Origin of the sequence: Paenibacillus sp. FSL L8-0340, from assembly GCF_038593145.1 — a bacterium.
Classification (GTDB): Bacteria; Bacillota; Bacilli; order Paenibacillales; family Paenibacillaceae; genus Paenibacillus_AQ.
In genome coordinates this window covers 5,765,762-5,791,277 of the sequence record NZ_CP151967.1, presented here as the reverse complement: position 1 = coordinate 5,791,277, position 25,516 = coordinate 5,765,762, and the positions used below count along the sequence as shown (strand labels likewise).

22 protein-coding genes and 1 other RNA gene are annotated in these 25,516 nt (G+C 51.0%); 21 read left to right on the top strand and 2 right to left on the bottom strand.

Going from position 1 to position 25,516, the window contains the following annotated elements; genetic code table 11:
• Positions 1 to 131: 131 nt before the first annotated feature.
• From yqfC to rnpB, 19 genes are all read left to right on the top strand, one after another.
• Positions 132 to 425 (top strand): sporulation protein YqfC, encoded by a 294-nt coding sequence (gene yqfC, locus NST07_RS26640; protein ID WP_038595431.1) that lies wholly within the window; start codon positions 132 to 134, stop codon positions 423 to 425.
• Positions 422 to 1,612: a sporulation protein YqfD gene (gene yqfD, locus NST07_RS26635; RefSeq protein ID WP_341095536.1), complete on the top strand. Its 1,191-nt coding sequence runs from the start codon at positions 422 to 424 to the stop codon at positions 1,610 to 1,612. The genes yqfC and yqfD overlap by 4 nt, the downstream gene beginning before the upstream one ends.
• A gap of 6 nt (positions 1,613 to 1,618) precedes the next feature.
• Complete coding sequence (locus NST07_RS26630; RefSeq protein ID WP_341095534.1) at positions 1,619 to 2,590, top strand: PhoH family protein; 972 nt, start codon at positions 1,619 to 1,621, stop codon at positions 2,588 to 2,590.
• A gap of 17 nt (positions 2,591 to 2,607) precedes the next feature.
• Positions 2,608 to 4,863, top strand: a complete 2,256-nt coding sequence (locus NST07_RS26625; RefSeq protein ID WP_341095531.1) for an HDIG domain-containing metalloprotein — start codon at positions 2,608 to 2,610, stop codon at positions 4,861 to 4,863.
• On the top strand, positions 4,860 to 5,357 hold the full coding sequence (ybeY, locus tag NST07_RS26620) for an rRNA maturation RNase YbeY (RefSeq protein WP_341095529.1): 498 nt from the start codon (positions 4,860 to 4,862) through the stop codon (positions 5,355 to 5,357). The genes NST07_RS26625 and ybeY overlap by 4 nt, the downstream gene beginning before the upstream one ends.
• On the top strand, positions 5,357 to 5,752 hold the full coding sequence (locus NST07_RS26615; RefSeq protein ID WP_038595423.1) for a diacylglycerol kinase family protein: 396 nt from the start codon (positions 5,357 to 5,359) through the stop codon (positions 5,750 to 5,752). Before ybeY ends, NST07_RS26615 begins: the two co-directional genes overlap by 1 nt.
• 250 nt (positions 5,753 to 6,002) lie before the next feature.
• The gene (locus tag NST07_RS26610) at positions 6,003 to 6,422 is read left to right on the top strand and encodes a cytidine deaminase (RefSeq protein ID WP_341095527.1); all 420 of its coding nucleotides are present in this window, start codon (positions 6,003 to 6,005) and stop codon (positions 6,420 to 6,422) included.
• A gap of 775 nt (positions 6,423 to 7,197) precedes the next feature.
• Entirely contained in the window at positions 7,198 to 8,028 is an 831-nt protein-coding gene (gene era / locus NST07_RS26605) for a GTPase Era (RefSeq protein ID WP_341097758.1), read from the top strand.
• Between the two features lie 107 nt (positions 8,029 to 8,135).
• Positions 8,136 to 8,279 (top strand): YqzL family protein, encoded by a 144-nt coding sequence (locus NST07_RS26600; protein ID WP_341095525.1) that lies wholly within the window; start codon positions 8,136 to 8,138, stop codon positions 8,277 to 8,279.
• 36 nt (positions 8,280 to 8,315) lie between these two features.
• Positions 8,316 to 9,071, top strand: a complete 756-nt coding sequence (gene recO / locus NST07_RS26595; RefSeq protein WP_341095523.1) for a DNA repair protein RecO — start codon at positions 8,316 to 8,318, stop codon at positions 9,069 to 9,071.
• A 469-nt stretch (positions 9,072 to 9,540) separates the two neighbouring features.
• Positions 9,541 to 10,428: a glycine--tRNA ligase subunit alpha gene (gene glyQ / locus NST07_RS26590; protein WP_341095521.1), complete on the top strand. Its 888-nt coding sequence runs from the start codon at positions 9,541 to 9,543 to the stop codon at positions 10,426 to 10,428.
• A complete protein-coding gene (glyS, locus tag NST07_RS26585; RefSeq protein ID WP_342480497.1) occupies positions 10,421 to 12,502 on the top strand; it encodes a glycine--tRNA ligase subunit beta in 2,082 nt (693 codons plus the stop codon). The genes glyQ and glyS overlap by 8 nt, the downstream gene beginning before the upstream one ends.
• A gap of 179 nt (positions 12,503 to 12,681) precedes the next feature.
• Positions 12,682 to 13,155, top strand: a complete 474-nt coding sequence (locus NST07_RS26580) for a YaiI/YqxD family protein (RefSeq protein ID WP_341095517.1) — start codon at positions 12,682 to 12,684, stop codon at positions 13,153 to 13,155.
• Between the two features lie 24 nt (positions 13,156 to 13,179).
• Complete coding sequence (gene dnaG / locus NST07_RS26575) at positions 13,180 to 15,015, top strand: DNA primase (protein ID WP_341095516.1); 1,836 nt, start codon at positions 13,180 to 13,182, stop codon at positions 15,013 to 15,015.
• Between the two features lie 40 nt (positions 15,016 to 15,055).
• A complete protein-coding gene (gene rpoD, locus NST07_RS26570; protein WP_038595416.1) occupies positions 15,056 to 16,189 on the top strand; it encodes an RNA polymerase sigma factor RpoD in 1,134 nt (377 codons plus the stop codon).
• A gap of 182 nt (positions 16,190 to 16,371) precedes the next feature.
• Positions 16,372 to 17,109: a hypothetical protein gene (locus NST07_RS26565; protein WP_342480496.1), complete on the top strand. Its 738-nt coding sequence runs from the start codon at positions 16,372 to 16,374 to the stop codon at positions 17,107 to 17,109.
• Positions 17,106 to 17,885 (top strand): class I SAM-dependent methyltransferase, encoded by a 780-nt coding sequence (locus NST07_RS26560; protein WP_342480495.1) that lies wholly within the window; start codon positions 17,106 to 17,108, stop codon positions 17,883 to 17,885. Before NST07_RS26565 ends, NST07_RS26560 begins: the two co-directional genes overlap by 4 nt.
• Entirely contained in the window at positions 17,861 to 18,976 is a 1,116-nt protein-coding gene (locus tag NST07_RS26555) for a Nif3-like dinuclear metal center hexameric protein (protein WP_341095509.1), read from the top strand. Before NST07_RS26560 ends, NST07_RS26555 begins: the two co-directional genes overlap by 25 nt.
• A 62-nt stretch (positions 18,977 to 19,038) precedes the next feature.
• Positions 19,039 to 19,453: RNase P RNA component class A (gene rnpB / locus NST07_RS26550), an RNA gene on the top strand.
• 506 nt (positions 19,454 to 19,959) lie between these two features.
• On the opposite strand, the gene NST07_RS26545 is transcribed toward rnpB, so the two are convergent.
• Positions 19,960 to 21,192 (bottom strand): PLP-dependent aminotransferase family protein, encoded by a 1,233-nt coding sequence (locus tag NST07_RS26545; protein ID WP_341095506.1) that lies wholly within the window; start codon positions 21,190 to 21,192, stop codon positions 19,960 to 19,962.
• Between the two features lie 94 nt (positions 21,193 to 21,286).
• On the opposite strand from NST07_RS26545, the gene NST07_RS26540 reads away from it, so the two are divergent.
• Complete coding sequence (locus NST07_RS26540) at positions 21,287 to 22,726, top strand: PLP-dependent aminotransferase family protein (protein WP_341095505.1); 1,440 nt, start codon at positions 21,287 to 21,289, stop codon at positions 22,724 to 22,726.
• On the opposite strand, the gene NST07_RS26535 is transcribed toward NST07_RS26540, so the two are convergent.
• Complete coding sequence (locus tag NST07_RS26535) at positions 22,723 to 24,612, bottom strand: S8 family peptidase (RefSeq protein WP_342480494.1); 1,890 nt, start codon at positions 24,610 to 24,612, stop codon at positions 22,723 to 22,725. The two genes, NST07_RS26540 and NST07_RS26535, sit on opposite strands and share 4 nt — an antisense overlap.
• Before the next feature lie 224 nt (positions 24,613 to 24,836).
• Between NST07_RS26535 and NST07_RS26530 the strand changes: the two genes are divergently transcribed.
• Entirely contained in the window at positions 24,837 to 25,334 is a 498-nt protein-coding gene (locus NST07_RS26530; protein ID WP_038595408.1) for a YpuI family protein, read from the top strand.
• Positions 25,335 to 25,516: the final 182 nt, after the last annotated feature.

Here is a 25,516-nt window from a genome sequence, read left to right as displayed (position 1 = left end):
TACGGACTGGAGCGGGTAAGCCAAATTCTATGCTGAAATTGAAATTACAGTAGGCAGGGTGAGTTCTTCTCATAAAAATCAGCATTGCCGCATAAGGTGTACAGAAGGCAGGAAGGGGGAGAAGTCTACATATGACCCGTATCGGCCGCAGGCTGCGGGGATGGACAAACGGGGTATTGGATCTTCCGCAGGATGTGCTGCAGGAGATGCCCCGAATCACCCTGATCGGCAATAAGGAGCTGTATATTGAGAACCATCGCGGCGTGCTGCATTTTTCCTCCGGGCAGCTTAAGCTTGCGTTAGTCAATGGATATCTGGAGATTTCCGGCGAGGGATTAGTGATCCGGAATATTCTGGGCCAGGAACTGGCTGTAGAGGGTTTAATCGGGGAGATCAGATATAAGGGAAGCGAGGAGAAACCATGAAAGAACCGCCTCTGGCATCCCTGCGGGGGTTCGTTACACTGCATGTGACGGGACCGCAGGTGGAAAGGTTTATCAATGCAGTGAACGAACAAGGCATCCTCATATGGGATGTGAGGCCTGCGGGGGATGGCGCTTCCCTGAATCTGCTGCTGAATGACTTTTTTATCCTTCGGCCGCTGTTAAAAAAGACAGGCTGCCGCATGCATGTGACAGGCAGGAATGGCTTGCCCTTCCGGCTCGCGCGGCTGTGGAAACGGAAGTTTTTTGCTGCCGGTTTATTGCTGTTTGGCATTGGCCTTCTGCTGCTTTCTTCAATGGTGTGGAGCATCAAAGTCGAAGGGAATCAATTCATTGCCTCCGAAGATATTCTGGACGCTGCGCGTCAAGAAGGCATCTATCCATTCCAGTGGATTTGGCGTATGGAGGAGCCGGACAAGCTCTCCAGGGAGATGACCTCGAGGATGCCGGGACTTTCCTGGGTAGGGGTGCAGCGGACGGGGACGAGCATTACTATCCAGGTTGTCGAGGCTGACAAGCCTGAGAACAAGCCGCTGCTCAGCCAGCGCCATCTGATCAGCAGAACCGATGCGGTGGTTACCGAGATCTACGCCGAGCAGGGCAGACCGGTTGTAGCGCGCAATTCGCGGGTCAAGAAAGGGGATATTCTGATCTCCGGCACCCTGGGTGATGAAAACAATATGCAGACGGTGGTTGCCAAAGGCGAGGTAAAGGGTCTAGTATGGCATGAATACAACATTGAGGTGCCGCTCAAAACAACCGGCAGTTCATATACAGGGGACCGGAAAGACCGCACATATCTGGTGATCGGCAATTGGGCGGTTCAACTTTGGGGCTACGGGAAATCCGGATTTGAGAAATCACGGACGCTTACAGAGCATGATCTGCTGTCCTGGCGTTCTTTGCAGGTGCCGCTTGGACTGATGACTGAGAAGGAAATGGAGGTCAAGTATACTTCCGGCACCAAAACTCCGGAGGCTGCCCGGCAGGAAGGGATTACTCGGGCAACTAATGATATTTTGGCCCGTTACGGCACTGACAGCGTTATTAAAAGTCAAAAAATTTTGCATGAGAAGAAAGAGAATGGTAAAGTTTATATGAAAGTGATGTTTGAAGTGGAAGAGAGAATCACGGAAGAACTTCCGATAGTAAACAACCGAGGAGAATGAGGCTACTTGTCAGAACAGACTGCAAGCATTCGTATATCTTTGCAAAATGCGGGAGAAGCGCAATCCCTGTTCGGCCCGCAGGATGGTTTTCTGAAAATTATCGAGAGTGAAATACCGGCGGTTATCGACTCGCGTGAAGCTGAGGTTACAATACGCGGGGCCGAGCGGGAAGTGGACATGCTGGGACAGCTGTTCAATGTGCTGCTGTCTCTGATCCGCAGCGGTTACATACTTAGTGAACGTGATGTGCAGTATGCGGTGGAGCTGGCAAAGGATTTCCGCGCCGACCAACTGCTTGATTTGTTCAAAGGTGAAATTACGACAACCTTCCGCGGCAAGCCGATCCGTGTCAAAACGATTGGCCAGAAGCACTATGTGACTTCGATCAAGAAACGCGATGTCGTCTTTGGCATCGGACCTGCGGGAACAGGAAAAACCTATCTCGCCGTTGTGCTTGCCGTCACCGCGCTGAAGGAAGGTTCCGTGAAGCGCATCGTCCTTACACGTCCTGCAGTTGAAGCAGGAGAAAGCCTGGGCTTCCTTCCCGGCGATTTGCAGGAAAAGGTTGACCCATATCTCCGTCCGCTCTACGACGCCTTATACGACGTTATGGGCCCCGATCAGGTTGCCAAGGCACTGGAACGGGGATTGATCGAAATTGCACCGCTCGCGTATATGCGCGGACGCACGCTGGATGATTCTTTTATCATTCTGGATGAAGCCCAGAATACGACTCCTGAACAGATGAAAATGTTCCTTACCCGGCTTGGCTTTGGCTCCAAGATGGTTATTACGGGTGACGTTACCCAGATTGACCTGCCGCGCGGCAAAAAATCCGGGTTGATCGAAGCGAAGGCGATTCTGTCAGGCATCGAGGAGCTTGGGTTTGTTTATTTTGCGGAACAGGATGTCGTACGGCATTCCCTGGTGCAAAAAATTATCGTCGCCTATGACCGCTCTGCCGAAAACCAGGACTAACAAAGGGGACTGTCTCCATGGCCTCAAAGCAACCATCGAAATTAAGCGGATTTGTATATAGCAACAACGGCTGGAAGTATAGCGCGGCGACGCGCTATGCTCTTTTCCTGTTATTGGGGATTGTTTTCTACTTCAGTCTCTCACCTGATTTGCTGCCTAAACGCTATGACATTAAAGAGAACACCAAAAGTGCCAAGGAAATTACTGCGCCGAAGCAAATACTCGACAGCAAGGCTACGCTGAAGGCTCAGGAAGCCGCCGCTGAGACCGTGCAGAACAGGTATGAGATTATTCCGATGAGGCTCGATAATCTGGTAACCTTGCTGATAGACCGGATTGACCGGCTCAATCAGGATGATCTGATTTCACAAAGTGAGAAGGCCGGCATTTACAAGGATGTAATCCCGCAGCGGGCCAATGATTTTATCGTGAACTTTGTGAATTCGAGCCGTAACTCCGGCACGTATTCCACCACACTGCTCGATGAGATGCAGTCCGTCATCAAAGAACAGACCTATGTCATCCCGGAGGAGACTTACATCAAAATTCCGCGGCTGACCTCTCAGGACATCATCGAGATGAAGCCGGTTGCCCGGGATATTGTCACCAAGCTGATGAACGACCAGATTGTGGATGCCCAGACTGCGCGCGCGAAGGTAGCGGAGCAGGTCAGCGTCAGCTCGCTAAGCCAGCGCACAGCCCGTGAGGTGGTGCAGGAGCTGGTACGGCTGGTGATCACGAGCAATAAGTTCTACGATGAGGAAGCTACCAAGGAAGCTAAGGTGCAGGCCCGCGAGAACACGCCGGATGTGTTCATTGAGCAGGGGGATGTGCTTGTTGCTAAAGGGGAGTATATTACACCCGAGCTGTACGCACTGCTGGATGAGAGCGGCCTGCTGAGCAATGAGGTCAATTATTGGCCGCAGTTGGGCCTGTTCCTGCTGTCAGCTATGCTCTCCGCCGGTCTGCTGATGTTCATCCGTTATACCGGGGGGACCTCCGGCTTCAAGTACAATAATTCCCAGCTGCTTATGCTGGTGCTTGTGTTTATTATTACGATCATCTCGATGCGGCTTGCCGCGTTTTTACAGACGGATGTCCGGTCTTATGTCGGGTTCCTGGCTCCGGTAGCCATTGGCGCTATGCTGATCGCAATGCTGCTGGATATGACGCTGGCTTATTTCTGTTCCATCCTGTTCAGTATTCTTTCCAGTATTATATTGAATGTGCAGCAAAATACGGTGTTCGATTTCAACTTCGGATTCTTTGCGCTTATCGTTTGCTATGTGGCAATTTTCGCCACCCACCGCGCCGGGCAGCGGTCAACGCTGCTGAAAGGCGGAATCATGGTGTCTCTGTTCGGTTGTGTGGCTGTGTTTATGCTGACGCTCCTGAGCGGCGGAGACTGGAATCAGACGCAGACACTGTATGCTATCGGCTTTGCCTTTGCCAGCGGTCTGCTGACCGCAGTGCTGGTAATCGGCCTGATGCCTTTCTTTGAGGCTACCTTTGGCATTCTATCGGCACTCAAGCTGGTAGAGCTGTCGAATCCGAATCATCCTTTGCTGCGCAAGCTGCTTACAGAAACGCCCGGAACCTATCATCACAGTGTAATGGTCGGCAATCTGTCAGAAGCTGCGGCGGAGGCGATCGGGGCGGACGGGCTGCTCTGCCGCGTAGGCTCTTATTATCATGATATCGGCAAGACGAAGCGGCCGTTTTATTTTATCGAGAACCAGAACAACATGGAGAATCCGCATGATTCGATTGAACCGAAGCTGAGCAAATCAATCATCGTGGCCCACGCCCGCGACGGGGTGGAAATGCAGAAGGAGTACAAGCTGCCCAAACCGATCCGTGACATTGCTGAACAGCATCACGGCACGACATTTCTGCATTATTTTTATCATAAAGCATTGAAGCTGGCCGAAGAGAAGGGTGTGGAGCCTGATTTCACGGAAGAGGATTTCCGTTACCCTGGGCCGAAGGCGCAGTCGAAGGAATCTGCAGTTGTCGGAATCGCCGACAGTGTGGAGGCTGCTGTCCGTTCACTTCGCAAGCCGACGGTTGTGCAGGTGGAGACGATGATCGAGAAGATTATCAAAAGCCGGCTGGATGACCATCAATTCGATGAATGTGATCTTACGATAAAGGAATTGGATATTATCGCGCGGACATTGAAAGAAACGGTTATGGGGATTTTTCATTCCCGGATCGAATATCCGGAGGAAGTGAAGAAACCTAAAAAAGAGGAAGGAGCCGTAAATACATGAGTCTTGCAATCGTTTGGAACAATGAACAGGAAGAACACGAGATTAATGACGAGCTAATATCTCTGCTGGAGCGCATTCTGCAAAAAGCGGGTGAAGCCGAAGGCATTGAGGGCGGCGAGGTGGACCTTACCTTCGTCAACAATGAACGGATTCATGAGCTCAATCGGGAATACCGGGGAATTGACCGTCCGACGGACGTGCTTTCCTTTGCCATGAACGAAACCAGCGAAGATGAGCTGGAAATTATATACGGACAAGATGAGAATGAAGAGCTAGAAGATGTGCCGAATGTGCTGGGGGATATCATTATCTCTGTCACCCGGGCGCAGGAGCAGGCTTTGGAATATGGCCATTCCCTGGAGCGTGAGCTGGGTTTCCTGTTTGTGCACGGATTTTTGCATCTGCTGGGCTACGATCATCAGGATGCTGCTTCTGAGGCCGAAATGATGTCCAAGCAGGAGCATGTGCTGGCTCAGGTCGGGTTAACACGCTAATGGTCAAAAATACGGCGGTAGGCCACAAAAAGTTCTGGCATTCGTTTCGATTTGCAGCTCAGGGCATTGCGGGAGCGTTCAAATCCGAACTGAATATGAAGGTACATAGCGGCTTGGCTGTTCTTGTGCTTGCCGCTGCCGCCGTATTCAGACTTCCTGCAGCAAGCTGGATGTTGTTGCTGCTGGCAATTACGCTCGTTTTGACCGCTGAGCTGCTGAATACGGCTATTGAAGCGACGGTTGATCTGGTCTCACCGGAGATTCATCCCCTGGCCAAGACTGCCAAAGATACCGCCGCAGGTGCTGTGCTGCTTACGGCGGTGTTTGCTGTGATTACGGGAATCTATGTTTTTTATCACCCGGTAATGGACTGGATCACTGGACTTATGTCATAATCAGTTTACAACTTGAGCTCGGGGAGAGGCGGATCGGCGTTTTGCGCTCCGCCATCTTTGGTTAGATTCATACTTCTCGCAGTAAGAATCCTGTATGTTGAACAATTTTAATGGTGTGTAGGGGAAACGGTTTGCCCAAATCAACTTAATGTAGTCTATGCTTACAAAACTTAGGGTTAGCTTTCGAAGTAAGTTTTTTCCGAAGTAACTCGATGAAGTCTATGCTTACAAAACTTTTAGGAGGATCACTATGGATTCTGCGCTACTTCTTCAAGAAGCGATAAAGGCACGAATGAGTGCTTATATACCTTATTCCCGCTTTGGCGTCGGTGCTGCGCTGCTGGATCAGGACGGTCATGTCCATCATGGCTGCAATATTGAAAATGCTGCTTACGGGCCGACCAACTGTGCGGAGCGGACTGCAATGTTCCGCGCCATCGCGGACGGCCATAAAGCCCGCAGCTTTCAGGCTATCGCGGTTGTTGCCGATACCGATGGCCCCGTATCGCCCTGCGGTGTCTGCCGGCAGGTGATGGTGGAGCTATGCGGTCCCGACATGAAGGTCATCCTCGGGAACATGAAAGGCGACATCGTGGAGACTACCGTGCGTGAGCTGCTCCCGGGTGCTTTCGGACCGGACGATTTGGAGCAGGGGCAAGCTCCTGAGTAGATATTTGATAGGTGTAACCCTGTTTACAGCGTTATTAACTTGGGAAGATGGCAGAGCGGGAGGGTTGACGTTTCCGGCTATTGCAGAACAAATGTGTGGCGGTAGGTCATTTTGCCTTTCCCGTTACGCTTGCCTAGTTTAGTTGTATTTTGTACAGCTAAACTAACCTGTTTTTTGCAAGATATGTGTTTAGTTGTATAACCTGCAACTAAAATCAGCATAATGGCTCCAAGCAGCGGTTTTTGCCAAATTTAATTGTACATAATGCAGCTAAAATCATAGAGGTAACGATTCAAAGGTATTTAACTGTACAAAATACAATTAAACTGCATAAACCGAAGGATTGTCCAAAAAGCCCTAGAAGTAAGAGTTATCTGTTCCATCGCCGACAAGCAGCTTTACCGCTGCACTGCCGCATATGCAGCTAACTAATTTATCCGCTCCGCGTGGTACAAACAGTTGACTAGCTTTCCCGCTCAGCCGGCCAAGTTTCCCGTTCAGCCAGCCAAGTGTGTTCCCGCAGGGAACGAAAGCGCTCTAAGCACCATCCGTCTCACCCAAGCGTCGAACCTAACTGTGCCATCCCATTCCGGGTGTCCAGAGGGCAGGGGCCCTTGGGGTCCCTCTTGGCTAAGGGGGATTTACCGGGATCGAAAAGGTTTTAACAAGAAACTTTATGAATTTGAAGTTATGTCAAGGAAGGAAGATTATATTGAAATTCAAATCAGGGTTTGTCGCCATTATCGGCAGACCGAACGTAGGCAAATCGACACTAATGAACCAGGTGATTGGCCAAAAAATTGCCATCATGTCGGACAAGCCGCAGACAACCAGAAACAAAATCCACGGGGTTTACACTGCCAACAACTCGCAGATCGTATTTCTGGACACACCGGGTATCCATAAAAGACAATCTAAGCTGGGTGACTACATGAACCAGACGGCGATGAGCACGCTGCATGAAGTGGAGGCCGTGCTGTTTCTGGTGGACGCATCCGAAGGACTCGGCGGCGGCGACCGCTTTATCGCCGAGCAATTACACAGTATCAAGACACCGGTTATTCTGGTGATGAACAAAATTGACAAGATTGAGCCGGAAGTGCTGCTGCCGCTGATTACACAGTACAACAAGCTGCATGAGTTTGCCGAAATCGTGCCGATCTCCGCCAAGCTGGGTAACAATGTGAATACCCTGCTGGATCAGGTGGCGAAATATTTGCCGGAAGGTCCGCAGTATTATCCCGACGATCAGATTACCGATCATCCGGAGCAGTTCGTCTGCGCGGAGCTGATCCGTGAGAAGATTCTCCATATGACCCGCGAAGAGGTACCGCATTCCATCGCGGTGGCCATCGAGGATATGAGTGTAGAACCCAATGGAGTTGTGCATATTTCCGCCGTTATTTTTGTGGAGCGCGATTCCCAGAAGGGGATCATTATCGGCAAGCAGGGTGCGCTGCTGAAAGAAGTGGGCCGGCGCGCCCGTACGGATATCGAGAACCTGCTGGGATCGAAGATTTTTCTGGAGCTATGGGTAAAAGTGAAAAAAGACTGGCGCAATCAGGACCGCGTACTGCGGGATTTGGGCTTCCATAAAGACCTTTAATCTTGGGCTCCGCAGCTTCTTGGCAGGAATTGCAAGGATAGAACCTGGTACATCGCACATCCTATTTCTGAAGAGACATCGTGTTTCCGAAGAAAGGATGAATACGAATGCGAGACTTTTCGTGGAAGTATTTTGCAATGACTGGAGATGTCGATGCTTATCTGCTGTACAGGGAAGCCGGAGATCCGCTGGATGAAGGCGGACTGCTGCTTGCAGAGGAAGAGAAGGCCCTTGATGAAGAAGCGCAATAAGGACTGGTTGCTTGCCGAATGGTTGGGGGAAGAGGCATGCTACACAGGGTGGAAGGGATCGTCATCCGCAGCATGGACTACGGCGAGGGGAACGCGATTATTACGCTTTGCACCGAGAACGCCGGCAAAGTAGGCGTTCTGGTGCGCGGCGCCAAGAAGGTCAAAAGCCGCCATGCTGCCCTGATCCAGCTGTTCACTGTAGGGGAATTTGTGTTTTTCCGCAACAACGGGGGACTGGGTACATTAAATGCCGGGGAAATTACACAGTCTCACCATCCGCTGCGCGGGGATTTGTTCAAAGCGGCATATGCTTCATATGCCTGCGAGCTGCTTGACCGTGTGCTGCATGATGAGGAGACGGGAAGCTTTTGGTTCCGCCAGCTTTCCGCCTGCTTGAATGCACTTGAGGACGGCAAGGAACCCGGCGTCATTATAAATGTTTTTGAGATGAAAATACTGCAGGCGGCCGGATATGGTCCGGAACTGGATGCCTGTGTCGTATGCGGGTTGGACAAACCTGATGAAGAACTCAGAATAAGTCCCCGTCTCGGCGGGGTGCTCTGCCGCAGCTGCAGGCATAATGATCCTCCAGCCATGGAGATTTCTCCGCGGGCGCTGAAGCTGCTGCGTCTATTCGCTGCACTTGATTTAAACCGGCTTGGAAATGTCGACGTGAAGGAAGGCACCCGCGCAGAACTTAAAAAGATTATGCGTGCCTTTATGGACATGCAGCTCGGGCTGAAGCTGAAGTCGCAAGGATTTCTTGATCAGCTCGACAAATACGATATTTGACGAAATCCAAATTTTCCGTTACTATGGTGACAGTTTCTTCTTGTATACAGCCGTTGTTGCTCTGACATTTGGAGACGTACAGTGATCGGGAAAGTAGTGGGCAAATTTGTCGCTTAAGCGAGCCGGGGATAGTGGAAGCCTGGCGGGACAAGGTTCATGAACAGGGCACCCGGGAGTACGGTAACGGCAGAATGAAAAGTGGATTGCGCTCATCGGATGTGGCCTGCTTTATTGGCCGGATACCGGATGCGTAATCAAGTAGGGTGGAACCGCGGGAGAATAAGTTAAGCTCTCGTCCCTATGTCTGTATATCAGGCATGGGGGCGGGAGCTTTTTTGCCTTGTGGCGAGGATCTTAACCAAGAATCCTGTACCGCCGCAAGTATAAAAGAGGACCGCCTCCATCGCGCAGGAGCAAGATGCCTCAAGGCACAGTGTGCCAAAAACTTGTAAGCGAAGGAGTCGGTAGTATGAATTTTCAGCAGATGATTTTGACACTGCAGCAGTTCTGGGCAGCAGAGAATTGTATTCTCGTCCAGCCGTATGATACGGAAAAGGGGGCGGGAACGATGAACCCCATGACGTTTTTGCGTTCGCTTGGACCGGAGCCTTGGAAAGTAGCTTATGTTGAGCCTTCCCGCCGTCCATCGGATGGACGTTATGGCGAGAACCCGAACCGCCTGTACCAGCATCACCAGTTCCAGGTGATTATCAAGCCTTCCCCGGACAATATCCAGGAGCTTTATCTGGAAAGCCTGAAGGCGCTTGGCGTAGACCCGCTGCAGAATGATATCCGGTTTGTCGAAGATAACTGGGAGAATCCGTCGCTGGGCTGTGCAGGCCTTGGCTGGGAAGTATGGTTGAACGGCGAAGAGGTTACTCAGTTTACTTACTTCCAGCAAGTCGGAGGAATTGAGACCAAACCGGTTGCTGTTGAGATCACATACGGATTGGAACGTCTGGCTACCAACATCATGAAGAAAGAAAATGTGTTTGATCTGGAATGGGTGGACGGCATGACCTATGGTGATGTATTTCATCAGCCGGAGGTTGAGCACTCGACCTATACATTTGAAGTCTCCGATGTCAAAATGCTGTTCACACTCTTTAATACCTACGAAGAGGAAGCACGCAGAGCCATGGAGCACCATCTGGTGTTTCCGGCTTACGATTATGTGCTGAAATGCTCGCATACCTTCAATCTTCTGGATGCACGCGGAGCGATCAGCGTTACCGAACGCACGGGCTTTATTACGCGGGTGCGGAATTTGGCCCGTACCGTTGCGGCGACATATCTTGAGGAACGCGAGAAGCTTGGCTTCCCGCTGCTGAAGAAAGAAGGTGCTGACCTTGTCTAAAGATATATTGTTCGAGATCGGTTTGGAAGAGGTGCCTGCACGCTTCATCCGCGCTGCGATGGAGCAGTTGAAAGACAGAACAACTAAATGGCTGGAAGCTTCGCGTATTTCCCATGGCGGAGTCAACGCATATGCAACACCGCGCCGCCTTGCGGTTCTGGTGAAGGATGCCGCCGAAAGGCAAGAGGATATCAGCGAAGAGGTGAAGGGCCCTTCCCGCAAAATCGCGTTGGACGCGAGCGGCGAGTGGAGCAAGGCCGCACTCGGCTTTGCCCGCAGCCAAGGGGTGTCGACGGAGCAGTTTACCTTTAAAGAATTGGCCGGAGTGGAGTATATCTACGCCACCAAAAACAGTGAAGGTGTAAATACTTCCTCGCTATTGTCCGAAGGACTCAGCGGCATTGTCGGCTCGATGACCTTTCCGAAAAATATGCGCTGGGGAGCGTATGATTTTAAATTTGTCCGTCCGATCCGCTGGCTGGTTGCCTTGTTCGGGCAAGAGATCATTGATCTGGAAATTACAGGGGTCAAAGCAGGCAATACCAGCCGCGGGCACCGTTTCCTTGGAACGAATGCTGTTATTGCTGAACCTGCGGATTATGTGGAAGCTATGCGTGCGCAGCATGTGCTGGTAGATGTGAAGGAACGTGAAGAGTTGATCCTGAACCAGATTAATAAGCTGGCTGAGGAGAAAAGCTGGACAATTGCCATCAAAGAAGATCTGCTGGAGGAAGTGCTGTTCCTGGTAGAGACACCGACGGTACTGTTCGGCACCTTCGATCCTTCGTTCCTCAATATCCCGCAGGAGGTGCTGATCACCTCGATGCGGGAGCATCAGCGTTACTTCCCGGTCTTAGATAGCGCAGGCACGCTCCTGCCGTTCTTCGTTACCGTTCGTAACGGAAATGCAGAATCGCTGGACGTCATTGCCAAGGGGAACGAAAAGGTGCTGCGTGCCCGACTATCGGATGCGAAGTTCTTTTATGGAGAGGATCAGAAACTGCAGATCAGCGATGCGCTGGCTAAGCTGGAATCCATCGTGTATCACGAAGAGCTGGGCAGCGTTGGCGATAAGGTTCGCCGCATCCGTGCCATTTCTGACAAGCTCGCTGCGAAGCTGGGGCTGTCCGCAGATACCGCGGCTGAAGTCAGCCGTACGGCTGATATTTGCAAATTCGATCTGGTGACGCAGATGGTCTATGAGTTCCCTGAGCTTCAGGGCACAATGGGTGAAGATTATGCCCGCAAAGCGGGAGAAGCGGAAAATGTGGCAAAAGGTATTTTTGAACATTACCAGCCGCGTTTTGCCGGAGATGCAGTTCCTTCTACACAAGCTGGTCTTGTAGTCAGTCTGGCCGATAAAATCGATACGATCGTGGGCTGCTTCTCCATCGGCATTATTCCGACCGGTTCACAGGACCCTTATGCGCTGCGCCGCCAGGCGGCAGGCATCGTGCAGATGGTGCTGGAGCATCAATTGCCGATCTCTTTGCAGGAAATTTTCGCTGCGGCTTTGGAAATTCATGAAAATTTGCGCACAGAGAAACATTTTGCCCCTGAGCTGCGTATAAACCTTTACGAGTTCTTCGGTCTGCGCGTAAAACGACTCTTGTCCGACGACAATATCCGATACGATGTGGTGGATGCAGTCACTGCCGCTGGTTTTGATGATATTGTCGCTGTTGTAGGCAGAAGCCGTGCGCTTACCGATGCTGTGAATGCCGTCGCTGATTTCAAGATCACTGTGGATTCGCTGACTCGTATCAGCAATCTGGCAGCGAAGGCGCAGGAAGGTATTGTGGTTGTGCCTTCATTGCTGAAAGAAGAGGCCGAGCTTAAGCTGTACGAAACATGGCAGGGTATTCACACGCCGTATCATGAAGCGCTCACTGCCCGAAATGCTGCTGAGGCGCTGCGGATTCTTTCCGGCCTGAAGGATGCCGTTACCGGATTCTTCGATTCCGTAATGGTCATGGCTGAAGACGAGGGAATACGTGCCAACCGTCTTGCGCTGCTGGCAGGCATTGATGCCGACTCCAAATCTTTTGCTGATTTCGGTAAGCTGGTTTGGTAAAACCCGGCAGTATCCAAGTAATGTTTGTGAATTTCATGGTATAGATCGATGGTTTAGGGTATAAATATACGGAACGGTGCCAATGCGTAAGTTGACATTCGTTCCGTATTTATGCTTTATCAAAGAAGGATTTTCGTTTGGCAAAGCGTATATATATTACACGGGAATTTGGTGATGTCATGTTGAGATCCCAAGCAAGAACAATTGTAGTCGACGGGGACGCATGCCCGGTCAAGAAGGAAATCGTTGCTGTAGCCCGTTCTTTCGGCATTCCGGTATTGATGGTTTCTTCTTTTGACCATGTGCTGCAGGCTGAAGAAGGTGTTACTGTGGTGCAGGTGGACCGCGGTGCTGACAGTGCAGACCTCTATATTGCCAATCATGTTTCTGCTGGAGATGTAGTCATTACCCAGGACTACGGCCTGGCGGCACTTGCGCTCGGCAAACGTTGCAAGGTACTCTCTAACCGGGGACAGGAATATGACAATTCCAACATGGATTTTATGCTGGAGAGCAGGCATGCCAGTGCAGTGGAACGCAGGCGGGGGCACTATTCCAAGGGTCCAAAAGCGATCACCGCAGAGGAAAAAATGAATTTTCAACATAAACTGACAAAACTTTTAACAATTTTGCAGGAGAATGTGGAGCTATAGCGAATTATATTTATTTGTTAAGAGATGAAGGTGGTTGAAGTGGCTAGCGGACACGGTAATATTCCAGAAGAAGTTATCGAGAGCGTGCTGGCGCGGCATGACATTGTCGATACCGTCGGTAAGGTTGTCCATTTGTCCAAGCAGGGGAAATATTTATGGGGCCTCTGCCCGTTCCATTCGGAGAAATCCCCTTCCTTCACCGTAACCCCGGACCGGGGAGTTTTTCATTGCTTTGGCTGTGGTATGGGCGGAAATGCCATCAAATTCAGGATGGAAATCGAAGGGTTATCCTTCCCCGAAGCAGTCAGAATAATGGCGGAAGAAAGTGATATTGTTATTCCCGAAGGCAAAGGAGGCACATTATCTCCTCCCGATCCTGAGCGGGACCGGCTGATACAGGCTTATGAGTTATCGGCCAAATTTTATCATTTTTTGCTGAAGAACACGGAATACGGCACTGCCGCAATGAATTATTTAAGATCCCGGAACTTCAGTGATAAAATGATCGACCAGTTTCAAATCGGCTATGCTCCAGACCGTTGGGACACCCTGCTGCAGTTTCTGGAGAAACGGAATTTTGATCTTGCTGAAATGGAAAAAGGCGGGCTGTTGTCTGCCAGGGGCGAGGGCAAAGGGTATCTCGACCGCTTTCGCGGGCGCGTTATTTTTCCGATTGCGAACCGCACAGGCAAGACCATCGCTTTTGCCGGAAGAATTCTTGGGGAAGGTCAGCCGAAATATTTGAATTCCCCGGAGAGCAGACTATTTAACAAAAGCCGGATTCTGTACAATTTGCACCAGTCCAAAGCATCCATCCGCAAAACGCGGCAAATCGTCCTCTTCGAAGGATACGGCGATGTCATTTCGGCCTGGGAAGCAGGTGTGCATAACGGCGTGGCTACCATGGGAACCTCGCTGACTGAGGGACATGTAGCCCTGATGAAAAGTCTGGCTGACGAGATTGTTCTTGCCTACGATGGTGACCGGGCTGGACAAGCTGCAGCGATGAAGGCGATCCCGATGCTGGAAAGCAATGATCTGCGGGTGAAGGTTGCCGTGCTGCCGAGCGGTCTGGATCCGGATGAATTTATCTCCCGTCACGGCGGGGACAGATTCAAAGAACAGGTGATGGATTCGGTGGTTTCATCCATAAAATTTAAGCTTATATATCTGAAAAAAAACCATATACTCCTAGAGGAAGACGGCAAAATCGCCTATGTCAAGGAGGCATTGGAGATTATTGCATCACTGCAATCTTCGACCGAGCGTGAAGTTTATCTGCGGGAAATATCCTCAGAGCTGGAGCTGTCATATGATAGCTTAAAGCAGGATTGCAACTTACTGCGGGCGTCGATGCAAAAAAACATCCCCGAAGGGGATAATAACGATAAAAGGTGGAATAATGGTAGGCATAAAAAAGGGCAGGTGCAGACACCTACTTTACTGCCCGCTTATCATGTTGCGGAACGGCGCCTGCTATCCTTTATGATTCAGGACCCGGAAGCTGCTACTTATGTAGGCGAACGCCTCGGAGAAGAGTTCAACATCGATGATCATGCGGCAATCGCCGCTTATCTATATGCCTATTATGCGCAAGGCAAACCACCCGGCATCAGCCGTTTTTTATCATCACTACAGGATGATCGTCTGGAAAAGACTGCAACAGCGATATCCATGATGGACACACCGCCGGATTGGAATACGCAGGTTTTGGACGATTGTATCCGTGAAGTAAGGAAGTACCCCCTGCAGCGCAGGATGGAGCAAAAACGGGAAGAAATGATTCAAGCGGAGAAATCCGGTGACTTTTTGCGTGCGGCACAAATTGCAAGTGAGATTATAACCCTAGAGAGACAATAAGAAATTGACAGGATGTACCTAGGGAGGAGGGAGTCGAATTATGGCGAACGATCAGCACACTGAACTGGAAGCAGAATTTACTCTGGATCAGGTTAAGGACCAGCTTATTGAGCACGGCAAGAAAAGATCATCATTGAACTACAAAGATATTATGGAGAAATTGTCGCCGTTTGATCAAGACCCCGAGCAGATGGAGGAATTCTACGAGCAGCTCAGCGACCTCGGTATCGAGGTTGTAAATGAGAATGACGAAGAAGGTTCGCCGCTCCGCCAGAGCGAGGACAACGAGAATAGCGACTCTGACGACTTCAGCTTTGACGACGATTTGTCGCTGCCGCCGGGAATCAAAATTAACGACCCCGTCCGGATGTATCTGAAGGAAATCGGACGTGTGCCGTTGCTCTCGGCTGACGATGAAGTCGAACTGGCCATGAGAATCAAAAATGGTGATGAGGAAGCGAAACGCCGGCTGGCTGAAGCCAATCTGCGGCTCGTTGTCAGTATCGCCAAGCGTTATGTTGGACGCGGCATGTTGTTCCTGGATTTGATCCAGGAGGGCAATATGGGGCTGATCAAAGCGGTTGAGAAATTTGACCACAACAAAGGGTTCAAATTCAGTACCTATGCTACTTGGTGGATTCGTCAGGCCATTACGCGGGCGATCGCTGACCAGGCGCGGACAATCCGTATTCCAGTGCATATGGTGGAGACCATCAACAAGCTGATTCGTGTCTCCCGTCAGCTGCTGCAAGAGCTTGGGCGCGAGCCTTCGCCGGAAGAAATTGCGGCTGAAATGGAATTGACGGTTGAGAAAGTCAGAGAAATCATGAAGATTGCCCAAGAGCCGGTTTCCCTGGAAACACCAATCGGTGAAGAGGATGATTCGCATCTGGGCGATTTCATTGAGGATCAGGAGGCGCTTGCTCCTGCGGATGCAGCAGCCTATGAACTGCTGAAGGAACAGCTGGAGGATGTGCTGGACACGCTCACCGAGCGTGAAGAGAATGTGCTTCGTCTTCGTTTCGGTCTGGATGACGGACGGACGAGAACGCTTGAGGAAGTGGGTAAAGTATTCGGCGTAACCCGTGAGCGGATCCGCCAGATTGAAGCAAAAGCGCTGCGTAAGCTGCGCCACCCAAGCCGCAGCAAACGGCTTAAAGATTTCCTCGAATAGGTTTCATAAACCGGACCTTCTGCTGCACGGTGGCAGGAGGTCCTTTTATCTTGAGATACACCTAAGTAAAGGTGTGAAAAGAGAGGGATTAGCCGTTGAATTTGGAAAAACGAGAAATTATATTAAGAGAAATTCATTACTGGAGAAGGAGCAAGCTGCTACCTGAGCAGTATTGCGACTTCTTGACCAACCTTTACGATGATGAAAAGGAGATCAAAGACAGCAATCCGATCTCGCTGAAAAATCTTCAGCAGGGCAGCATCAAAATATGGTTGTTTGGTTTTGGAATTATTTCCTTGATTTTCTTGATTAGTCTTTATTTTAGCGTTTTTCCTTGGCCTTTGCAACTTGCCACAGCTCTATGTGTACTAATTGTTTGTTACGGTTACTCGGCTATTTACCGGGACCGAAACCACATGATCAGTCTTGTTTTGGCAGGAGTTGGCAGTGTACTGACGATAGGATTTGGCCTCTGGCTCATTGCTCTGCATGATCTGAACGCGGACTTGTGGCGGCCGCTGCTGATCGCAGGATGCGGCCTATTGTGGGTGATACTCGGATTCACATTGCGTATAGGCTTGCTGCACTATTGCGGGTTTGCCTTCTGGGCCCTGCTCTATGCCGGGTTCTCCGGCCAAATGCGCCCTGATGCTTCAGTCCTGGAGCTTGAGCTGCTCTGGCTGCCGCTCTGTATACTGATGGTCTGGCTGAGCTGGTTGTTGTACCACAGGATCAAAGGGGTTTCAGGGGTATATCTGGGCGTCGGAGTGTCGCTGTGGCTGATGCCGGAGATTGATGCGTTGTGGCTCAGACCGGATTATCCGGAATGGGTGTCGCTGGTGTTAATATTTAAGATTGCAGTTGGCCTTGCGCTGCTGTTTATTTTCCGAAAAAAATGGATAACGTGGGTGGCCTCATGAACAACGTAAAATTATCAAACCGGCTCCAGCTTGTGCTGGAGCAGATTCCAACAGGCAGCAAACTTGCCGATATCGGCTCGGATCATGCGCTGCTTCCGGTAGCAGCCTTGAGAAGCGGGAAAGCGGTCTCTGCAATAGCAGGTGAAGTCAATCCAGGACCTTATGAAGCAGCACGTAGAGGTGTGGCGGAGGCGGGCCTGGGCAAACAGATTGAGGTGCGGCGCGGAGACGGCCTCGAAGTGCTGGAGCCGGGTGAAGCTGACAGCATCTCCATCGCCGGAATGGGCGGCGCATTGATAGCCGCTATTCTGGACCGCGGCAAAAGCCTCGGCAAGCTTGCAGGTGTGAAGCTGCTTGCGCTGCAGCCAAATGTGGGCGAGGATATTCTGCGCCGCTGGCTGCTAAACAACCACTGGGTGCTTACGGCAGAGCATATCCTGGAAGAAGACGGGAAAATATATGAAATACTGACGGCGGTCCCTGACGGTGAAGCTGCAGGGATCACAAATGAACAGCTTTATCGTGAACGGCAGCTTGCTGGCGGCAATATGGTATGCAGCAAGGAGCTGCTTCTGCAAATGGGGCCTTGGCTGCTGCAAGCGCCAAACGCTGTATTTACTGCCAAATGGCAGAGTGAGATTGCAAAATTGGAAGGGATTCTGGCTTCTCTGTCCCGCTCGGAGCTTGAATCGGCGGAAGAAAAGCGCAGCAGGATCACGGCACAGATCACAACAATCTTGGAGGTGCTGAAATGTACGCCAAAGGACAAACTGTAATCGGGTATATGGAGCAGCTTGCCCCAAAACATCTGGCTGAGGAATGGGACAACATCGGCCTTCAGCTGGGCAGCCTGCAGAAAGAAATTACCGGCGTGCTGGTTGCACTGGACGTCAACGACGACATTGTGGACGAAGCGATTGCTCAGGGCTGCAACCTGATCATCGCCCATCACGCGATTATCTTTCGTCCGCTTAAGGGGATACAGACCGAAACACCGATGGGCAAGCTCTATGAGAAGCTGATCAAAAATGATATTGCCGTATACATCAGCCATACCAACCTGGATGTCGCTGAAGGAGGGATGAACGACTGGATGGCGGAAGCGCTTGGCATCGAGAACGGTGTGCCGATTAAGGACATTCATACCGAGCAGTTGTCTAAGCTGGTTGTATTCGTGCCGAAGAATCATCACCAGAAGGTGCTGGACGCCATACTGAATGCCGGTGCAGGCTGGATCGGCAACTACAGCCATTGCAGCTTCAACATCGAAGGCTACGGCACCTTTATTCCGCGTGAAGGCTCGGAACCTTATATTGGAGAAGCGGGTAAAATGGAACGCGCTGAGGAAGTCCGCATTGAGACGATCGTGCCGCTGTCTATCCGCAATAAAGTAGTTCAGGCGATGCTTAAAGCGCATCCTTACGAAGAGGTGGCGTATGATCTTTATTCCATGGACCTTAAAGGCCGCAGCCTCGGACTCGGCAGAGTAGGCAAGCTTAAGGAGCCAACAACGCTTGGCGAATTTATCGGGACGGTCAAAACCGGCCTGAAGGTTGATCACGTTCGTGTTGTGGGCGATTTGAACCGGCCCATCCGCAAAGCGGCTGTTATGGGCGGCTCGGGGGCGAAGTATTATAACAGCGCCATCTTCAAAGGAGCCGATGTGCTGGTGACTGGCGATGTCGATTATCATACGGCTCAAGATGCTTACTTGGCTGGCATCTCATTAATTGATCCGGGACATAATGCGGAGAAGATTATGAAGGAGAAAGTGGCCGGTTGGATTCAGGGCAAGCTGGCTGAGCATAAGTACGGTACAGCGGTATATGCTTCGCAGATTGATACAGAGCCTTTCAAATTCCTGTAGATTCCCTTTATTTACACTTGTGCAGGTTGCGGCAAATCTGTATAATATACAATGTTGATCGGGAAGTTTGACAGACAATCGCCGGTGTGCGTGAAGACGCCGCGGGAGGAAAGTCCGGGCTCCACAAGGCAGGGTGCTGGATAACATCCAGTCGGCGCGAGCCGAAGGATAGTGCCACAGAAATGGACCGCCGATGGCCGCTTTCGGGCGGCACAGGCAAGGATGGAACCGAGGTGTAAGAGACCCCGAGGAACGCTGGTGACTTCGTTCCTGGTAAACCCCATCTGGAGCAAGACCTAATGAGACGCAGCGCTTCCTTAACCGGAAGAGCAGCCTTCGCCTGAGGCGTGTCTAGGTTGGTCGCTGGAGCTGTGCAGTAATGTATGGCCTAGATAGATGATTGTCGCTTATGGTGGGAGGGTAGTTCCCGTTTGAACCACGACGAGCACAGAACCCGGCTTACGGCAAACTTTCCTAACTGACAACTCTTATGAACTATTATTCTGTGAAGCTTATATACGACAGACAGCGGCCTTCCTTTGGAAGGTCGCTTTTTTGTGCGCCTTAGTTTAAAGATAAAATTAAAAAGACCGCATCGCTCCCTGTTATGAGGACGGTACGATCTTTTTTGTTGTTTTAGATGATCACTCTGGCGGACCTCAGTGACGTTATTTATGCGACAATACTGTTTTTGTCGTAGAAGCGGACTCAGGCGGCGTTATTTACTAAAATAGTGAGGTTAATAGCTGTTCTATTGTTAAATAACTGCACTGGAGTCCGCACCAGGCATTATTGAGCTGATTTTTGACAAATTAGGTCCCTCGAGTCCGTGCCAAAAGCAGCTCATATAGAGTCTTCAAGGCAAGGAGCAGCGTTTTTCCGGAATTCCACCTTCAGACTAAGCACGAACGTGCCGGAGTATTCCTGGTTGGCTGTTCTAGCAGAAGCAACAATATCTGGCAGGCAACGCAGCGGGGGCTCTGTTATTCCAGCGCCGGCATAAGCGTTGTCTCCAGGCTCTGGGAGTACTTGATGAGGGCCTTTTCCAGCCGCCCTACAGCAAGCGGAACCAGCTCCGGCGGAGTATGGGTGAAGTTCAGCCGCATTGCATTTTTCACAGGCTTGGCGGAATAGAACACTTCACCGGGCACAAAGGCTACACCTTGCTCCACGGCGAATGGAAGCAGCCCGGCAGTGTTAATAGCGGTGGATAGCTTCAGCCACAGGAACATCCCGCCCCGGGGTTCTTCGAACTTTGCGTCTTCCCAGCCGCGCGACGCCAGTTCGGCTGAGAGCTGCTTCATCCGTGAGTGGTATTCGCGGGAGATAAGACGGATATGTCCCTCAAGGTCAAAGACCCGAAGCAGTTCATAGAGGGCACGCTGGTCTATGGTGCTGGAATGCAGGTCGGCTGCCTGCTTGGCTTTGGCAACTATCCGGATCAGCTCAGCCGGACCGATAATCCAACCGGTACGCAGGGCAGGCGCGACTATCTTGGAGAATGTTCCCGTGTAGACGACACAGGATTCCCCGCCGTAGCTTCTGTCGATCGCTGCCAGTGATGGAGGATAGGCATCAGCGGAATCGTCGAACTTAATTTCACCGTAAGGGTTGTCTTCAAGAATCAGCACGCCGTATCGTCGGCACAGGGAGACAACTTGTTCGCGGCGTTCCTTGCTCCAGGTTGCCCCGGAGGGGTTGTTGAAGGTAGGGACGGCATAGAGCAGCTTGGGGCGGTGTGTGCGAAGCTGCTCCTCCAGATGGTCAGGCAGCATGCCGGATTCATCGCTCTGAACAATGTGAATGTCCGCCCGGTAGGAGTTCAACACCTGCAAAGCTGCCATATAAGTTGGAGCTTCCACGAGGACAGCATCTCCGGGATCAAGCAGTATTTTGCACAGCAGATCTATGGCTTGCTGGGAGCCTGTGGTGAGGAGCATTTCCGAGATATCCGTCTGGATACCCTGATGGGTCAGTCTGGCCGCAACCTGCTCACGCAGCGGAATATAGCCTTCGGTGAGACCGTATTGCAGTGCCGATGTCTCGCCGGCAAGAGCCCGGCTGTAAGCCTCACGAACAGCTTCTACCGGGAAGAAGTCTTCGGCGGGCAGTCCGCCTGCCAGTGAAATGATGTCTTTGCCTTGGGTAATCTTCAGAATTTCGCGAACTGCCGAGGATCCCAGATGTTCCGTCATCGTAGAGTATTTGATCTTCATAAAAAATGCTCCCCGCTTTACAATTTTGTTGTATCATAACGGCATAGCGGTATAACAGTAAAGCGTTGAATATAACAGTGGGGGGGAAGTGCAGATGCATATTGATTTACTCCGCAGCGGCAGTAAATCTTTGCCGCAGCAAATCAGCGAAACGATGGCCCAGCGGATCACTTCGGGATTGCTGCAGCCGGGAGCCCGCCTGCCTTCCGTGAGAAACCTGGCATCTTCCCTGAAGGTAAGCCAGGTCACGGTAAGCAAAGCTTATGCTGAACTGGAAAGTCACGGGCATATCACCTGCAGCCAGGGAAAGGGCTGTTTTGTGGCCGAGAGAGCGCGGATGTCCCTGGATGCTGGGACGGGGTGGCAGGACGGGTATGACGACTTTTTGCCGCGGGCTCAGCTATGGCTGAATTTTGATTACTCCAAGGTGGAATATCCTTTTCATATGGCGGCGATTCATGGCGATCTGCTTCCGCTGGATTCTATCGGCGCGACTATGTCAACTCTTGTGACCGAACAGCCGGAGCTAATGGCTTCGTACGGCAATTTTCAGGGGGATCTGGAGCTGCGGGAAGTGATGTGCAGACATCTGCAAGGTCATGGAATCCATCTGCGCTCATCTGATTTAATGATCACGAGCGGAACCCAGCAGGGTATTGATCTGGTGGCCCGGACGTTTGTCGGCCCCGGGGATACCGTGTATCTGGAAGCGCCCAGCTATACGGGGGCTATAGATGTTTTTGCCGGACGTGGTGCGGAGATGATCTTTGTGCCCATGGACAACGAAGGAATGAAGGTGGATGTGCTCACTAAACTATGCGACCGGAGACCGCCGAAGCTAATCTATACCAATCCTACGTTCCAGAATCCGAGCGGCGTCACGATGAGTATCACAAGAAGACAGCGGCTGCTGGAACTAGCTAGAAGCTACCGCTGTCTCATTGTGGAGGATGATCCGTTCAGTGATCTGTATTTCCGCAAGCCGCCTCCGCCTTCGATCAAATCGATGGATGCAGAAGGGCATGTTGTGTACATGAAAAGCTTCAGCAAAGTCATTGCCCCGGGCTGCAGAATTGCCTGCGTTGCCGCCGGAGGCAACATTCTCTCCCGGCTGATTGCCGCCAAATCGGCGAGTGACCTCGGGAGCCCGCTGCTGACCCAGAAGGCGGTGCTTCCGTTCATTGCGCGCAAATATGAGACTTACGCAGAGCAACTGCGGACCGCGCTGCGGGGACGTATGGAGAAGGCGGCAAAGCTGCTGAAACAGCATGCCCCTCAGGGAGTGTCCTGGAATCTGCCTGAGGGCGGGCTGAATTTGTGGCTGCAGCTGCCCACGCCCAGCGGCATCGGCAGGCTGCATGAGCTGGCAGAGCAGGAGGGCATCTCTTTCCTTCCGGGCGATGTCTGCTACTCCGGAGAGGTCCCTTCCCGCCATATCCGGCTATGTTATTCGCAGATGAAGGAAGCGGATATGGAACGCGGGCTGCGGCTGTTCCTGAGGCTCTTGGACAAGCATCTCAGCTCTGTCCGTTAATTGCTGTTCTCCAGATTGTGCTGCATGGATTTCAATTGACGATCGACATGCTGCGGGAATAGCTGCAGCGGAACTACACTTCCCCCGGCTGCCCGGAGTGTCCTATAGATATCGACCTGACCCCAGCCATAATACTTATCATGGCCGGTATCGCCGAGGTCGACGGCGTTCGAAATCATCAGCTCCATGACCTCCTTATTGGTCAGCGCCGGGTTGAGCGAACGTACAAGTCCCGCGAGTGCAGCTACATGGGGGCTGGCCATGGAGGTGCCGGACAATGCTGCATATTGGTTGTCGGGGTAGGTGCTGGCGATGCTTTCCCCGGGTGCGGTGACATCGATGTAATCCCCGTAATTGGAGAAAGAGGCTTTTTCTCCATTAGCGTTAGTCGCGGCAACCGCCAGAACCTCCTCATAAGCAGCAGGAAATCCCGGACGTTCAGTGTTATCGTTGCCCGCAGCGGAAACGATAACGACATCGCGGTCATAGGCATACTTAATCGCATCATGCAGAAACTGCGAATCGGCATAGTTGCCGAGGCTGAGATTGATCACCTTGGCTCCTTTGTCGGCTGCCCAAATAATACCCTCAGCGACGGAATACGTGGTGCCTGCGCCGGAGTTGTCCAGCGCTTTGACTGGAAGGATTTTATTGTACCAGCTGATGCCGGCCACTCCCTCCTCGTTGTTGATCACCGCGCCGATAATGCCGGCTACATGAGTTCCATGCCCCACATCATCATTCGGTGTCGAACCTTTTGCGATCGCGTTATATCCGGCCAGGAGCTGGCCCTGCAGATCCGGATGACTTGCCTGTACGCCGGTATCGACCACAGCCACAACCACTTCCTTGCTGCCCTTGGACAAATTCCAGCCTTGCTCTGTTTCAATAGCCGGCAAATTCCATTGGTAGGTAGAGAACAGCAGATCATTGGGTGTAATTACACTGGCCCCTGTATTTTCGACTGCGGTCTCATTGGTTAAATACATATAGTGAGGTTCCGTATATTCAGGCTGCCATTTAGAGGTGAAGTAGGATTTAAGCTCGGCATAGTTCATTTTATCCGAACGGAAAATATAGGCATATCCCAATTTGCGCGGCTCCTTGCAGCGGATGTCCGCAGTTATAGTCTGGATCTGTCCAGCAGTGAGATAGCCGTTCTTAAAGCGTACGACGATTTCATTCTCGTAGAAATGGCTGGCGTTCTCGTTATCATGGCCGGTCTTGACGGTGATATCCTTCAGCGTATCAGCATGAATCGATTCCACCCGGTACTTCCCTTCCTTCGGATAAGGAATCAGCCGCAGATTTTTGAGCTGATGATCGGCGACACGGTCGAGGATCTTCTGATTAATCAGGGCAATGACGCCAATTTTTCCATCCTGATCACGCTGAGCCATGAAATAATATTTTTTCTGACCGATGATGAAGGAGGGGGATTCATAGGATTGATGGCCTCTGATCGCTGATTTTGCCGTGTTCAGGTACTTTAGCAGCTGTTTATTCTCCTGACCGCTGCCCTCCGGCAGGGAGGATTTGAAGGTGTGTGTTTGCTGGGTAACGAAATCGATCCAGATAAGCATGGTGATATGTCCGTGTCCTTGCTGCAGACGTTTGGCATATGCTGAAATATCTCGGGGCGCTGCACCATGCGTATCAGCAAGCATTGTTCTTAGGTGCTTGCCCACGTCAGTTCGGTTTAGCCGGTCTGTAGCTTTAACATCCTGAACCAGGGAAGTTTTCTTGACTGTTTTTTCCTGGGAGGGATTAGGTACGGCTGCTTGTTTCAGTTTCCCGTCTCCTTCATGCCGCAACGCAAACGTCAGTAGAACTACCGTGAACGCAGCGGTGACTAAACCGGCGACGGTTAAATTTTTACGGGACATATTTTCCGCTCCTTCATGGCATCGTAATAGCTATAGGTTTAGAAGAGAGTGCCCCTTTTATGCATCACAGAAAAGGATACCGCGTCCCAAGGTTTTATGTTAATATCAAAAAGAGTAATAGGAATAATTAAGTTACAGGGAAATAAGCAATACCTATTGAGAATGACTACCAGAAGTTGAAAATGACTACAAGAAGCAAGGACTAATAAGGGGGAGCACTCGCCATGTCAGCAGCCAATGTGCAGAAATTGTGTGAAACGACGAGAGAAAAACTTAAATCCGTGATCGGTAAAATGGAATTATTCCTCAACAACCATGCCCTGCCTCAGCTAGTAACCGAAGAAGATGAAGAAACGGTAGCTTTTTATCAAGGTTTCCTGTCCGATCTCCGCCACCTGCTGGTATTCTCGGAAATGTCTTATGAGAAGCTGGGAGTTGCCCTGCGCCGCGCCACATTTGACGAAGCATTCGCGCAAAAAGCGCTATATAATGTATATCATTATGGAGTCAACAATTTCTTTTATCCAAAGAATGAAAGTTACTCCGAGGACGGCCGTTACGCCTACACAGGCCAGGATGCCATCCGTTTCCGCAAAAAGCCTGTTCGCCCGGCCCGTGATATTATTATGGAGATTACCAAAGTCTATGAAGAGCTGCGCGATGACCTCAATTATTATGAGAATGATTATTTAACTGAAAAGCGTATGCAAAACCAGGTTTAACATCTTATGTCATATTTCGCGAAATTCAAAGGATCGTTTCTGTCATGAACACATGGCGGAACGGTCTTTTTTGTAAATATAAGCATTTATATGTTTCACACGATAAATTATCCTTCTATTTCTCGCTGAAACGGTACCGTCCTTAAAAAGGACGGCGAAGCCGTTTCCACTTGATTGATTAA